This window comes from Lentilactobacillus kefiri (genome assembly GCF_007989105.1).
Classification (GTDB): domain Bacteria; phylum Bacillota; class Bacilli; order Lactobacillales; family Lactobacillaceae; genus Lentilactobacillus; species Lentilactobacillus kefiri.
This window is the reverse complement of record NZ_BJVK01000001.1, coordinates 30,091-43,355: the sequence shown is the minus strand read 5'-3', so window position 1 is coordinate 43,355 and position 13,265 is coordinate 30,091. Positions and strand designations below refer to the sequence as shown.

General features: G+C 41.2%; 18 protein-coding genes. 4 read left to right on the top strand and 14 right to left on the bottom strand.

Going from position 1 to position 13,265, the window contains the following annotated elements:
- Positions 1 to 3 precede the first annotated feature (3 nt).
- The 3 genes from pyrH to rpsB form a co-directional block, all read right to left on the bottom strand.
- Positions 4 to 726, bottom strand: coding sequence for a UMP kinase (gene pyrH / locus LKE01_RS00270; RefSeq protein ID WP_054768981.1), 723 nt, complete (start codon positions 724 to 726; stop codon positions 4 to 6).
- A 203-nt stretch (positions 727 to 929) separates the two neighbouring features.
- Positions 930 to 1,805: a translation elongation factor Ts gene (tsf, locus tag LKE01_RS00265; protein WP_054768982.1), complete on the bottom strand. Its 876-nt coding sequence runs from the start codon at positions 1,803 to 1,805 to the stop codon at positions 930 to 932.
- Between the two features lie 92 nt (positions 1,806 to 1,897).
- Positions 1,898 to 2,698, bottom strand: a complete 801-nt coding sequence (gene rpsB / locus LKE01_RS00260) for a 30S ribosomal protein S2 (RefSeq protein ID WP_056982585.1) — start codon at positions 2,696 to 2,698, stop codon at positions 1,898 to 1,900.
- Positions 2,699 to 2,933: 235 nt separating this feature from the next.
- Between rpsB and LKE01_RS00255 the strand changes: the two genes are divergently transcribed.
- Entirely contained in the window at positions 2,934 to 3,662 is a 729-nt protein-coding gene (locus LKE01_RS00255) for an HAD family hydrolase (RefSeq protein WP_056982584.1), read from the top strand.
- Positions 3,663 to 3,739: 77 nt separating this feature from the next.
- On the opposite strand, the gene LKE01_RS00250 is transcribed toward LKE01_RS00255, so the two are convergent.
- The 3 genes from LKE01_RS00250 to LKE01_RS00240 all read right to left on the bottom strand — a co-directional run bounded on the left by LKE01_RS00250 (position 3,740) and on the right by LKE01_RS00240 (position 5,830).
- The gene (locus tag LKE01_RS00250) at positions 3,740 to 4,738 is read right to left on the bottom strand and encodes a D-2-hydroxyacid dehydrogenase (RefSeq protein WP_054768984.1); all 999 of its coding nucleotides are present in this window, start codon (positions 4,736 to 4,738) and stop codon (positions 3,740 to 3,742) included.
- 83 nt (positions 4,739 to 4,821) lie between these two features.
- On the bottom strand, positions 4,822 to 5,094 hold the full coding sequence (locus LKE01_RS00245; RefSeq protein WP_054768985.1) for a GIY-YIG nuclease family protein: 273 nt from the start codon (positions 5,092 to 5,094) through the stop codon (positions 4,822 to 4,824).
- Complete coding sequence (locus LKE01_RS00240; RefSeq protein ID WP_054768986.1) at positions 5,078 to 5,830, bottom strand: tRNA1(Val) (adenine(37)-N6)-methyltransferase; 753 nt, start codon at positions 5,828 to 5,830, stop codon at positions 5,078 to 5,080. The genes LKE01_RS00245 and LKE01_RS00240 overlap by 17 nt, the downstream gene beginning before the upstream one ends.
- Positions 5,831 to 5,917: 87 nt before the next feature.
- Here LKE01_RS00240 and LKE01_RS00235 point away from each other — a divergent pair, with 87 nt between their 5' ends.
- Positions 5,918 to 6,547: a lysophospholipid acyltransferase family protein gene (locus tag LKE01_RS00235; RefSeq protein ID WP_056982582.1), complete on the top strand. Its 630-nt coding sequence runs from the start codon at positions 5,918 to 5,920 to the stop codon at positions 6,545 to 6,547.
- Positions 6,548 to 6,604: 57 nt separating this feature from the next.
- On the opposite strand, the gene LKE01_RS00230 is transcribed toward LKE01_RS00235, so the two are convergent.
- Positions 6,605 to 6,829: a YneF family protein gene (locus LKE01_RS00230; RefSeq protein WP_056982580.1), complete on the bottom strand. Its 225-nt coding sequence runs from the start codon at positions 6,827 to 6,829 to the stop codon at positions 6,605 to 6,607.
- A gap of 105 nt (positions 6,830 to 6,934) precedes the next feature.
- Positions 6,935 to 7,219 (bottom strand): DUF896 domain-containing protein, encoded by a 285-nt coding sequence (locus tag LKE01_RS00225; protein ID WP_056982577.1) that lies wholly within the window; start codon positions 7,217 to 7,219, stop codon positions 6,935 to 6,937.
- 124 nt (positions 7,220 to 7,343) lie between these two features.
- Between LKE01_RS00225 and lexA the strand changes: the two genes are divergently transcribed.
- A complete protein-coding gene (gene lexA, locus LKE01_RS00220; RefSeq protein WP_054768987.1) occupies positions 7,344 to 7,982 on the top strand; it encodes a transcriptional repressor LexA in 639 nt (212 codons plus the stop codon).
- A gap of 47 nt (positions 7,983 to 8,029) precedes the next feature.
- Here lexA and LKE01_RS00215 read toward each other — a convergent pair whose 3' ends face one another.
- Together LKE01_RS00215 and LKE01_RS00210 are read right to left on the bottom strand one after the other, a co-directional pair.
- Complete coding sequence (locus LKE01_RS00215; protein ID WP_056982575.1) at positions 8,030 to 9,196, bottom strand: hydroxymethylglutaryl-CoA synthase; 1,167 nt, start codon at positions 9,194 to 9,196, stop codon at positions 8,030 to 8,032.
- 83 nt (positions 9,197 to 9,279) lie between these two features.
- A complete protein-coding gene (locus LKE01_RS00210) occupies positions 9,280 to 9,531 on the bottom strand; it encodes a hypothetical protein (RefSeq protein ID WP_054768988.1) in 252 nt (83 codons plus the stop codon).
- A gap of 117 nt (positions 9,532 to 9,648) precedes the next feature.
- On the opposite strand from LKE01_RS00210, the gene LKE01_RS00205 reads away from it, so the two are divergent.
- Positions 9,649 to 9,837 carry a PspC domain-containing protein gene (locus LKE01_RS00205; RefSeq protein ID WP_054768989.1) on the top strand — a complete coding sequence of 63 codons (189 nt, stop codon included), beginning with the start codon at positions 9,649 to 9,651 and terminating at the stop codon, positions 9,835 to 9,837.
- Positions 9,838 to 9,845: 8 nt separating this feature from the next.
- Here LKE01_RS00205 and LKE01_RS00200 read toward each other — a convergent pair whose 3' ends face one another.
- Genes LKE01_RS00200 through LKE01_RS00185 form a run of 4 tightly spaced genes read right to left on the bottom strand, consistent with a single transcriptional unit; the run spans position 9,846 to position 13,258 of the window.
- A complete protein-coding gene (locus tag LKE01_RS00200) occupies positions 9,846 to 10,478 on the bottom strand; it encodes a TIGR01906 family membrane protein (RefSeq protein WP_225364639.1) in 633 nt (210 codons plus the stop codon).
- 2 nt (positions 10,479 to 10,480) lie between these two features.
- A complete protein-coding gene (locus LKE01_RS00195) occupies positions 10,481 to 11,254 on the bottom strand; it encodes a TIGR01457 family HAD-type hydrolase (protein ID WP_056982573.1) in 774 nt (257 codons plus the stop codon).
- A 17-nt stretch (positions 11,255 to 11,271) separates the two neighbouring features.
- Entirely contained in the window at positions 11,272 to 11,853 is a 582-nt protein-coding gene (locus LKE01_RS00190; RefSeq protein WP_054768990.1) for a YutD family protein, read from the bottom strand.
- 13 nt (positions 11,854 to 11,866) lie between these two features.
- A complete protein-coding gene (locus LKE01_RS00185) occupies positions 11,867 to 13,258 on the bottom strand; it encodes a bifunctional metallophosphatase/5'-nucleotidase (RefSeq protein ID WP_056982571.1) in 1,392 nt (463 codons plus the stop codon).
- Between the last annotated feature and the right edge of the window lie 7 nt (positions 13,259 to 13,265).

The window sequence follows — 13,265 nt, the reverse complement described above, 5'->3', positions numbered from 1 at the left end:
AAATTATTTCTCCTTCACAGTTGTTCCGATATTCTCACCAGTAACGACTTTGCGAATGTTTCCAGGCTTGTTCAAGTTAAAGACAACCAATGGAATATGGTTATCCATTGACAATGAACTTGCTGTGGAATCCATAACTTTCAAGCCCTTTTCCAAAATATCCATATATGAAAGTGTATCAAATTTAACTGCATCTTTGTGGGTTCGTGGATCTGATGAATAAATGCCATCAACACCATTTTTAGCCATCAAAATTGCATCGGCACCGATTTCAGCAGCCCGTAATGCGGCTGTCGTGTCAGTTGAGAAATATGGATTACCGGTTCCGGCGGCAAAGATCACAACTCGTCCCTTTTCAAGATGGCGAACTGCCTTTCGTCGAATGTAAGGTTCAGCAATCTGACGCATTTCAATAGATGTTTGAACTCTTGTGGGAACTCCCAAATGTTCAAGGTTGTCCTGAAGGGCAAGACCATTCATTGTCGTTCCGAGCATTCCAATGTAGTCGGCTTGCGCACGTTCCATGCCCATTTCGGCACCGGCTTCACCACGCCACATATTACCACCGCCAACGACGATTCCGATCTGCACACCCAGTTTAAAAATATCCTTAATTTCTTGGGCGACGTCCTTAATTACAGGTGGATTGATACCAAAGCCTCGATCACCGGCTAATGCTTCTCCACTTAATTTTAAAATAATTCGATTGTACTTTACTTTAGACATCCAAGTGCCTCCCATAGTTAATCATTACTACAATTTTAGCATATTCCCATTGCAATCAACAAGAAAACAAGGATATTGAAGAATTCTTATCAAATATTCTTAACAACTTTTAAGGAGAATCGACAAAATTTCTTATAATCCAAATGCAATCACAAAAGAAGACCGGAACAAAACGGATTGTCTTGTTCTGGCCCTCAATTAAACTACTTTAATTGATCACGAACTTCGTCTTCAAAGCTTTCCTGCTTCTTTTCGATTCCTTCACCAACTTCGTAACGGACGAACTTGACGATTGAACCACCCTTTGAAGCAACGTACTTGGAAACAGTAACGTCTGGGTCTTTAACAAAGTCTTGATCTTCAAGGCAAATTTCTGCCAAGAACTTGTGCAAACGACCTTCAACCATCTTTTCAACAATCTTTTCTGGTTTACCTTCGTTAAGAGCTTCTTGAGTCAAAACTTCTTTTTCATGTGCCAAACGATCGGCAGGAACTTCGGCTTTGTTCAAGTATTCAGGATTAGTAGCTGCAACGTGCATTGCGATATCCTTTGCAGTTTCCTCATCGGCACCCTTTAATTGAACAAGAGAACCAATCAAACCACCATTATGGAGGTATGAACCAAATACTTCGTCGTCATTCTTTTCAATAACGGCAAAACGACGTAAAGTAACTTTTTCACCGGTAACTTGAGTTGTTTCAATCAAGTCATCCTTAACAGTGCCTTTGTCAGTCTTCAATGCTTGAGCAGCATCAACGTCGGCAGGTTTGTTAGTAACGATTGCATCACTAACGCGTTTAACAAGTTGCTTGAATGGGTCACTTGAAGCAACAAAGTCGGTTTCTGAGTTGATTTCAACAATTGCTGCAGTATTACCTTTAATAGCAATAGTGGTTAAACCATTAGCAGCAACGTGGTCGCTCTTCTTTTCAGCTTTGGCAACCCCTTTTTCACGCAATACTTCAATCGCCTTGTCAAAATCACCTTCGGTAGCAACAAGCGCCTTCTTAGCGTCCATCATGCCGACACCGGTCTTCTTACGTAAATCCATAACTTGAGATGCTGAAATTTTTGCCATCTTAGTGGCCTCCCTTTAATTGTGAATAAAAACTGACTCTACACCAAGGCCAAATTGGTCCAAAGCGATAGAGTCAGCCTAAGTGCTAATATTTATTTTTTAGAATCTTTGCTGCCTTTAACGGCGTTTGCAATATCTTCAATTGAATCTTCTTTTTTGGCTTTCTTGTCGCCATCTTTGCCTTCAAATGTCTTTTCGTTGACATCATCTTCACCCTGACGGCCTTCGATGATAGCGTCAGCCATCTTTGAAGTGATCAAACGAACGGCACGAATAGCATCATCGTTTGATGGGATAACAACATCGATTTGATCTGGGTCAGTGTTGGTATCAACCATAGCAACGATCGGAATGTTTAACTTCATTGCTTCGTGAACAGCAATTTGCTCTTTACGAGGGTCAACGATAAACATAACATCAGGAATCTTAGGCATATCTTCAATACCACCCAAGAATCGTTCCAACTTTTGTTCCTGCTTGATCAAAAGTGAAACTTCCTTCTTAGGAAGAATTTCAAAAGTGCCATCAGTTGACATCTTCTTAAGATCCTTCAAACGCTTAACACGTGATTGAATAGTTTCCCAGTTGGTTAAAGTACCACCAAGCCAACGGTTGTTGACGTAGTATTGGCCGGCACGGGTTGCTTCTTCAGCGATTGAATCCTGAGCCTGCTTCTTAGTACCAACGAACAAGACAACAGCGCCTTTAGCAGCTTCTTCTTTCATGAAGTTGTAGGCAACATCGATCAACTTAACAGTCTTTTGCAAGTCAATGATGTAAATACCATTACGTTCAGTAAAGATATATTGCTTCATCTTTGGGTTCCAACGACGAGTTTGGTGACCGAAATGTACTCCGGCTTCCAGTAATTGTTTCATAGAAATAACAGCCATGATATAGCCTCCGTATTGTTTTTTGTCCTCCCCAACGATCATCTGCTTTGAGAACCATCCCTGGCAACTCTCATTGCATCACGTTAGGTGTGTATTTAAAACACCTATAAAAGTATATAAGAAAAGCACCGGAAGCGCAAGCACAAATGTCTTTTTTCGGATTATTTTTGTCAAAATTGTTAAATTTTGAGAATCCATGTTAGAATGTTATTTCGTGGCGAGGAGGAATATATACATGATTAAAGCCATCGTTTTCGATGTCGACGATACTTTGTACGATATAAAGCCGTCATTTACTCAAGCTTTCGACGAAATATTTAATTTAAATATCAGTGAAGAACTAATGAATGAAATCTTCTCCAACTTCACCCAGCAGCGGCAGTTGGCCGTTGTTGAATCAAACTCCGACTCCGATCTGAAGTTATCCAAAGAAGAGATTGACTTTCACTCATTACATCATACATTTAAAAAGTTCGACCTCCCTGGTTTAACACAGGAAACTGCAAGTGCATTTACAAATGCCTTCATGTCTGCCAGCAATTCGATTCACCTTTTTGATGGACTGACAACCGTTTTTAATACCCTCACAACCAAGTTCAAGTTGGGAATTATCACGAACGGCAGTAACGATGTCCAGTTGGCAAAAATTATGAAATTAAAATTGCATCACTGGTTTAGCCGTGAACAAATTATTACATCAGAGGATGCCAAGGCCAAGAAACCTGATCCATTAATTTTTACTTTAATGAATCGGAAATTCAACTTACGTGGTAACGAGATGATGTACGTCGGCAGTTCCTACTTTGAAGATATTGTTCCTGCCAAGAAAGCCGGTTGGGAAACAGTTTGGTACAACAGCCATCAAAGTCCGATTGCCGATCCGCAAATCATTCCTGATCAAACTGTCACCACCCCGGATGAATTAAGAGATCTGTTGATGGATTTGGCAGCTCAGGTTGATTAACTAATTGATACAACAACAAAGAGGACTCAACTGAAATAATCAGTTGAGTCCTCTTTTAGTATTCAGAAAATATTGTTTTAAAGTTTTACCAACTTATCTGATTTACCGGTCTTAATTAATGATTTGTTTGCATCCATTGCAAAGTAAACCATGTTACGAACGGCACGTTTTGTGTAGAAGGCAATATGTGGGCTGACCAAAACGTTTTCACGCTTCATCAATCCTTTAAGTCTTTCGTCAGGGATCTTGTCAAAGCTGCCAAAGTCAGTGTTGAAAATACCAACTTCATCTTCATAAGTATCAATTGCAGCTCCACCGATCTTGCCTGAATCAAGACCACGAATCAAAGCATCAGTGTCAACAAGGGCACCACGAGCTGGATTAAGAAGGAAGACACCATCTTTCATTTGAGCGATGGTCTTGTCATTAATCATATGTTCGTTTTCTTTGGTTGCAGGTGCGTGTAATGAAATAACATCTGATTGAGCATAAAGTTCTTCAGGTGTATCAACATAGACGCCTTCCTTTTCAAGTTCTGGATTATGATAAATATCATAAGCAATAACTTTAGCACCAAAGCCTTTGTAAATGCGCATTGCAGCACGTCCGATACGGCCGGTTGCAAAGACACCAACAGTCATTTGGTTCAATTCATCAGCAATGTCTGGAGCCCAACGAAGGTCACCATTTGCTTGTTTACGGTCGAATGTGTTGGTCCGACGAAGTAATCTCATTAATTGAGTTACAGTAAATTCAGCAATTGCTTCTGGAGAATATGCGGGAACATTGGTAACTTGAATTCCGTTACGCTTTGCAGCGTCGACGTCAATGTTATCAACACCAACATTACGAAGTGAAAGGAACTTGATACCAAAGCTGCCTAACTTATCCAAAACAGCGGCAGTGTAAGGCTTTTGTTGATAGGTAACAACACCATCAGCACCTTTTGCTTGATCAACAGTTGATTCATCAAGTAATTCACCGGTTGAAGCAACTTCAACGTCGGGATTTTCTTCACTCCACTTATCTAAATAAGGTTTCTCATCGTCACGAATGCCATATGCAATAATTTTCACGAATATTACCTCCTAACAGAATACCTAAATTGTAACACTTTTTGATAATAATTTTCACTACTTTTCGTAGTTTGTTCAACAATTCACTCCATTTTAACGCCCTTTTCTGCCAGGCGATGGATCTTTTGTGCTCTGGTAAGCTGCTTAAATGCGTATTCCGCGCTCAGTGCATCGTGTTTGGTGGTATATTCCTGCTTGAATAATATTTTCACAGGAACGTGGGAACGGGTATATTTTGCACCCAGCCCTTTCACATGCTGGTGAAACCGTCTTTCAACATCCGTTGAGAATCCTGTATAAAGCGTATCGTCTTCGCATAATAAAACATACATATAATACCTATTTGTCTGTTCCATAAAGCATCTTCTTTACTTCATCAGTGTATTCATTGCCATCATACGTGATAATATCACGTTCGGCTTTCAACCCATTTGGCTTGCCGTCCTTGATTGCCTCAACCAAGACCATATTGGCGTTTTCACCCAATCGGGGTCTGACAAACTTTAGTCGTTTCGGCTCCAGCCGGTGCGTCCTTAACGCCACAAACAGATCAGTCAGCCGGTCAGGCCGGTAAACCATGAAAAGTTTGGCATTCATTTTCAACAAGCCGGCTGCGGAATTGACAATTTCATCCAAATTCGTCATGATTTCGTGCCTGGCAATTGCAAGATATTTGTTTGGGTTCTTTTCACTGGTTTCATAATTGACAAAATATGGTGGATTGCAGGCGACAATATCAACTGAATCCTTTTTAACATATTTGGATGCGTTTTTCAGATCGTCATTGACCACGTCGATTTGGGAACCCAACCCATTCAGTTCAATGCTTCGTTGAGCCATGTCTGCGAGCCTGGGCTGAATTTCGATCATGGTAATGTGAGCTGCCGTCTTTTCACTTAAAAACAGGCCAACCGCCCCATTGCCCGCACACATGTCAACGACTTGTTTTGTCTTGTGCCCCGTTGTTTGAACAAAATCAGCGAGGAGCACCGCATCAAGTGAAAAGGAGAAAACCTCTTTACTTTGAATTATTTGAATCCCTTTACTATATAATTGGTCGATTCTTTCATCGCCATGTAACTTTACTTGCATATCGCTATGTTCCTTCGTAATTAAGTTTGCCAAAACCTTCTATTTTAAGTTAATATAATTCTATCAGATAAGAAAGAAGGAAATGAATTGTTTTACTCATTCATGAGAGTCCTTGTCCGAATCTTAGTGTTCATCATCAACGGCAATGCCCGTTATGAACATAAGGAACGACTTCCAAAAGGTAATTATATCTTAGTTGGTCCCCATCGAACATGGTTTGACCCAATTTATTTTGCACTGGCAGGAAGTCCAAAAAAATTCAGTTTCATGGCCAAAAAAGAATTGTTTCAGAATCCAATCTTGCGTTGGATTTTATTACATGCAAATGCTTTTTCGGTAGACCGTAACAACCCCGGCCCATCGGCCATCAAAAAGCCTGTCAGAATCTTACGGAAACAAGATCTATCATTGATTCTCTTTCCGTCGGGAACCCGTCATTCCAGTCAACTCAAGAGCGGTGCGGCATTAATTGCGCAGCTGTCAGGCGTTCCGTTGGTTCCCGCAGTTTATCAGGGGCCACTCACCTTCAAACAGCTTTTCACAAGAAAACGGGTAACCGTTGCGTTCGGTGAACCAATTAAAATTGATCGAAAACAAAAGCTGACCGATGATTTTCAAAAACAGATTGAAACCGAAATGCAAAGTGCTTTTGACGCATTGGATTATGCGGTTAATCCCGACTTTAAGTACGTGGATGTCTCAAAAAAGAATAAATAATTTCAAAATAAAAAGCCTTAACAATTACTTGTTAGGACTTTTTATTTTGAAAACATTCTAGTTCTTACCACTTTGGTTTTGCATAGAATGCATCATTTGGTTCAATTTCTTTTGTGAAGGTTTTTGACCCATTTGTAGCATGAGTTGACGCAGTTGATCTTCGTTGAATGGTGGGTTTTCTTTCAGGTACTTTTCCATATACTTACGAGCACCGTAAAAACCACCAACCAAGCCTAAGATCAAGGCCAAAACAACAATTAAAATCCAAATCCAAGTTGCCAAGACAAGGCCTCCTTTATGATATCACTAAGTAATTCTACACAATAATTGAATAGAATTAAAGGGCTAATCGATAAATAGCCCTGTTAAGCGCACAAATCCGGTTGATTAGTCATCCCGAAGTCCCTTGTGGCGTTGAACTTCCTTGACCTTTGCAGGGGTAACTTCATTCCCCTCTTTGTCATAAACCTTCATCATTTCAATTTGCTTTTTAAAGTTTTCACGGAAATGGGCAACATATTTTTTACGTAATTTGGCTTGTTCCAGCTTCTCAACTTCGGTTAAACCCTCAGCTTTGGCTTTGTGGGCCAATTCATTGATTCTTGGGATGAGCTCTTTAAAGACATCATCGCCAATTTTAGATTGCAATTCTTTCTTTTCCTGTTCGTTCATTGAAATCCCTCCAATAATTTTTATTATAACGCATTTATTCAAAATAATGCGAACGTGTGTTTGAAAAGTTAACCGGGTTATGATACGATAAAGTCATTAAACAAGGACTTATGAGGTGTCTAAAATGTCAAAAAAGACGAATGATCCCCAAAGTAAACAATATCAAATATTACATTACATCTGGGAAAGAGTAAATGAACAAGGATATCCACCAACGGTTCGAGAAATTGGTGAAGCTGTTCATCTGTCCTCAACATCCACCGTACATGGTCATATTTCCCGCCTCGAGCGGAAGGGATACATTGTTAAAGATCCCTCAAAGCCACGGGCACTGGAAGTTACTGAAAGCGGACTGGATGTCTTGGGCATGCAGCCACAACAGAAACAAATTCCCGTCCTGGGAACTGTTACCGCTGGTGAGCCGATCCTGGCTGTTCAGGAAGCAACTGACTACTTCCCACTGCCACCTGCATTGGCACACAGTGATCAACCACTGTTCATGCTGCAAATTCGTGGTGAAAGTATGATCAACGCCGGGATCCTTGATGGTGACTACGTTGTTGTCCGAAAACAGTCAAGTGCCGACAATGGCGATATCGTCATCGCAATGACCGATGAAAACGAAGCAACCTGTAAACGGTTCTTCAAAGAAAGCGATCATTACCGACTCCAACCGGAAAATGATACCATGGCACCTATTATATTAACCAAAGTTAGTATTCTGGGGAAAGTTGTCAGTCTTTACAGAAGTGATATTTCATAATATGTTTACTGAATGTTTGACCAGCAGATTTGTTGGTCAAACTTTTTTTATGCCTGCTGATCTTTATAAACCAGCTGATCAGCCTTTCTACCGAGCAACACGAACCGGCTGTGATCATTGGCAGCATCAAATGTAACATTGCCACCGTTAATTGGCAAACCATCAGCATACATTTTTTCATATTCCGGAACTGAAAGTTTGATCCGATCAGATAAGACGCTATCAACTTGGCTGGCTAATCGGCGTGAATCCATTGTTTCAGCAATTGTAGCGCTATAAAACTCGCCCTGGGCACCCGAACCATAGCTGAAGAGCCCAATTCTGTCATTCGCATGCAGATCGGTGGAATTTGATAAAAGTGACAATAAGCTTAGATAAAGCGAACCGGTATATAAATTCCCGACATGGGCATTGTACTGCTTGGATTGATCAAAAGCTTTTAATAATTTTTGTGAATGCGGACTGTCATCAACGACTGTTCTCAAGGCTTTTAACCCCATCTTTGTAAATGGCAAGTGATAGACCAATGCTGAAAAATCGGTCAAAGAACGGCCAAATTTATCACAGTAATCTTTGAAAGTCTTATTGAAGAAATCAATGTAAATATCTGTCGAATAATGACCGTCGACAATGGCCTCCCGTTTATAAAATGGGCGCCAAAAGTCCATAATATTTTCAGAATGAAAGGCGCTTTGGTTATCCAAAACCAGAATTCTAGGATCAACGCTGAGCAACATTGCGATTGCACCACCACCCTGGGTCACTTCACCCGGCGTTTTAATCCCATATCTGGCAATGTCGGCTGCCAACACCAATACCTTACTGTCCGGGTGCATGGCGATGTGATCAGCTGCCATCTGGACGCCTGCCGTTCCACCATAACAAGCCTGTTTGATTTCAAACGAACGGGCACTGCTGGAAATGCCAAGCAGCGACTGCACGTAAATAGCTGCTGATTTGGAATTGTCGACACCGGTTTCAGTACCGAACACGACCATGTCAATTGACTGCTTGTCTTCATCAGTTAATATTTTCTCCGCCGCATTCGCCGCCATCGTCACAACGTCTTGGGTTGGTGGAATGACCGCTTGTTGTTTTTGGCCGATTCCGATCAGATATTTATTCGGATCTTCTCCTCGGGCGTTGGCCAAATCAACCATATCCAAATAATAATTTGAAGTAAAAAAGCCAATCTTGTCAATTCCAATTTTCATAATAATCTCCTTTAAGAAAGAATGAGACTGAATATTTGAAATCAATATCCAGTCTCATTATGTATGCAGCTTATTGTTAATGATTATTTATTCGTGAAATGAATTTGGTAAACATCATTACCATTCATTGACTGAATAACTAAACCTTCCATCAGTTCACCGGCGTATACAAAGCCTTCGTGTTGATGTCCGGTAGAGATAAATGTCCATTGAACGACTTGGTTGCCACTCATTGCGGAACCAAATACTCTGGCACCTGTTAACGTTCCAACTGAATTGTCAGATAGGACAACTTCTTGGTTCCCTAAATTTCCATTTACATTAATAGTTAACATTAAAATTCTCCTAGTTATTTCCTTTGTACAACATAATAATATAGCATAATTGCAATGCAAATGCGAATTAGTTATAGTAAGTTTAAATATAAATTAAAACATTTGGAGATGATTATTTTGAAGATTAATATCCATCGTTCAGCAACCAACAAAGTATTTGCCGGTGTCATCGGCGGCCTCTCTGAACACTTTCAATGGAATCCAACCCTGGCACGGGTTATCTTTGTCATCTTGGCATTCACCCCATTTTTCCCGGGGATCATTGCTTACCTAATTCTCTGGATTTTGATGAAAGACCCAGCGTAAATTTAGCTTCACGTCTTTCGCAGGGACTTTCGGCTCATCCAGTAAATGATTCCAAGGGCCCCGAAAAAGAACCCGAAGAACAGCAGGAAACATTCCAAAAAGAATGTGTCCGGCAGCATATTGATAACGGGATCCGAGCTTGGATCAAAAATCCAATCCTGATTTCTAAACAGAATCTCATGAAACGCGATAAAGACCTGTTCAAAATTAACGAACATTAATGCGACAATCACTAACGAAACTGTCACGATCACCTTAATCGGTGTGATCAACAGCCAAGTTAGTGATTTTTTATTTAGTTGATGAAGCAGATAACCACTGACAGGCACCAACACAATGCCCACAACGTTATTCAGCATAATCAGGCTTTTAACGTCGCGAAAATGTTGGAGCCCCTTATCTGAGCTGGCAAAGAAATGAAATTTCAATGACGAGACCCACGGCAGCTGCAGGTACTGAATGATTCTGACATAGTCCTGATGCATTTGCGAAGGTCGCAATCCAGTGGCTTTCGTCAATTTCAACGCGTGAATATTGATATCAAACAGCCAAATACTGTTAACCGTCAAAAAGATTGCCAACGCCAGGCAGGCCAGAAATATCATAACGCCATACATACTTTGTTTCCCAAGTAATTTCAATCTTAAAGCCGCCAATCATCCAGGGAATCAATTTGGTAAGTTGGTTGTATCGTTTCCTTAGCCACCTGCTCCTTGGTTGATAATCCGGTATAAACCAGCAGTGTATCGACGTCAGCATTAATCCCTGCCTTAATATCGGTGTTGTAGTTATCGCCAACCATCAAAACATCACTTTTTTCCAAACCAATTTTCTTAATCGCACTGTCAATAATCCGCGCCTTGGGTTTGCCAATCATGATTGGCTCGGTTTGAGTCGCATATTCAACAAACTTCACGACGGAACCGGCACCAGGCATCATTCCGCGCTCTTTGGGAATGTTTGTATCCGGATTGGTACCAATAAACGTTGAACCGCTTCGAACGGCTAATACGGCCTCTGAGAGCTTCTCGTAGGTTAAGTCGGAATCAAGTCCCACCACAACGTAGTCAGGATGGTCAGCATCCAAGCGATAATGATTTGCGAGAATCACTTGCTTCAAGCCGATTTCACCAACAATATAAACCGATGGTGACTCAACATGCTTATGTTCATTCATGAAATCGACAGTCGCCATTCCCGATGTATAAACGTTTTCAGGTTTTACATGGATGTCATGATTATCAGCAAGATTTTTGACCACGTCACGTGGCAGCTGAGTGGAATTGTTGGTTACAAACAAAAATGGGATTTCCGCCTGCTGCAGCCGTTCGATGAACCGCTTGGCAGCCGGGATCCGTTTTTTGCCGGCATAAACTGTTCCATCAAGATCGATGAAATATCCTTTATATTTTTTCATCAAGTCAATCCTTCTAATTAATTTTTACTCTCACGAATAATGAAATGGTGTTTTTCGGACTTTTCTTCGGCTTTGACCACCATGTGCTTGCGCTTTTCGATGGACGGCCTGTGAGAACTAACCTTTTTCTCTTCAAAAGCATGGTTTCGACGATTACGATGATTGGATCGATTGTGCGAGTTTCGCTTTCGATTCGAACGGTGATTGCTGCGATTATTCCGAGATTTTCGAATAACCGGCCGTGCCTCCAAGTTATGGATGACAAAGTAAGCAGCCCCAAAGTTGACATCTTCCAGAATATAATCGTTCAGTGAAGAGATGAACGGACCAGATGTTTCAGTTCGATCATCATTAAAGAATCCTCGTAGGCGCAACTTACCATATCCCCAGTCACCAATGATGTAATCATATTGGCTAAGAGCTGGATTGTAACGGCGAACAAACTCGTTAAAATCAAAACCATCAGTATGGTCGGTATCCAACTCATATTTATGATCATTGATCAAGAACTCGGTTTCTGAAACTTTGGTAATGCGTGCCAGCGGTTTACGCTTGGCATCCTGTTCCGCAACCAAATCGTCTAAAGTTTTTCTATCCACAATAGCCCTCCTTTCACTGTGTTAATGGGTAATGTTTGGCGAGGTAATCACCAAAAACATCCCGTAAATTTTCATCATACAAAATTTCATTATGGCCAATAATACTTAATGTTGGAAAGAATGGAATGAAAAGATAGTGGTCAGGCATTGCAACCTGATAAGTTTTGGCAGGTGAAACCAATTCTTCATGGAAGAATAGTTGGCCGGCATCCTGATCAAACCTCAGCCCTTCAAAATGCAGCTGGCCGAAGTACTTTCCACGAAAGCCCATTCCTTTTTGTGGGAACTTGGTCAAGAAGTTCTTATTCTTTTCCATTTCTTTAATCAGCCGCCAAAGGTTATATCCATCCAATGTGACCCGCATAACGTGCATGGCATGTGGGAGCATTTGATGCAGCTGATTGCGGTCGACAATTCCGGCTGGTAAATCGGTTAAAAATAAACCGGAACTCAAAATACCAGCTTTTGTGCCAGCCTTTTCCATTATCGCATGCAAGCCCTCATTTACCAACCGGGAATGACCAACTAAATTGGTTGTCATCGGCGTCTTAATCCGGGCCAGCTTATTGCGAGCCAGCAGCTTTTCACCGTGTTCTTCATATTCTTTAATTTCGGCATCATCCCCCGGCTCAACCGGTAGCGTCGATGTTTTGACAACTTCTGCCTTGCTGGAAACAATCTGGTGGGAATCATTAAGCTCCAAAGTAATCTCACCGATATAGTGTCCCCATTTTTCTGCGGCGGCCAATAAGGAATTATTAATTTTTTCACCGTGAACCAACAAATGATGGGTGTGGGCACCGATAATGACGTCCAGTTTCGGAAACTTTCTGGCCAGTATGCGGTCTGTCGGCAAGCCGAGATGAGAAAGCAGCACACAAACATCGTACTTACCTTCATTATCAGCTAAGATTTTTGGCAAAACATTTTCAGGCTTCAGGGGCTGCCATCCAAGGATCGGATACGTCAATAGATATGGCGCCGTCAGCCCAATCAACAGGACGCGAGTCTTTTGAGGCGTTGTGATAATTTTGCTTGGCTTTGACCATTTAGGCAGCAGTTTTGTCGTATTATCCAAAATGTTACCCAAAATAACATCAAAGTTGGCATCGTCATACAGCTCATCCAACTGTTCATGACTATTTGTCAGGCCTTCATTGTTCCCAATTGTAACCGCGTCATAGTGAACCTGGTTAAGCAGTTCAACGTTCGCCTTCCCATTTGTGACCTCGGTTAAGGGGTGAACGCGGTCAACCGCATCCCCCAAATCGACTGTGATCACAGAAGAATTGGGCTGTTTTTCCAACTCTGCTCGTCGATCGGTAATAAATTTTCGAATACGCGGCCAATTTTCAAAATGAGAATGTAAATCATTGGTGTGTAATATTGTTAATTTCTCAGTCATCAAACCA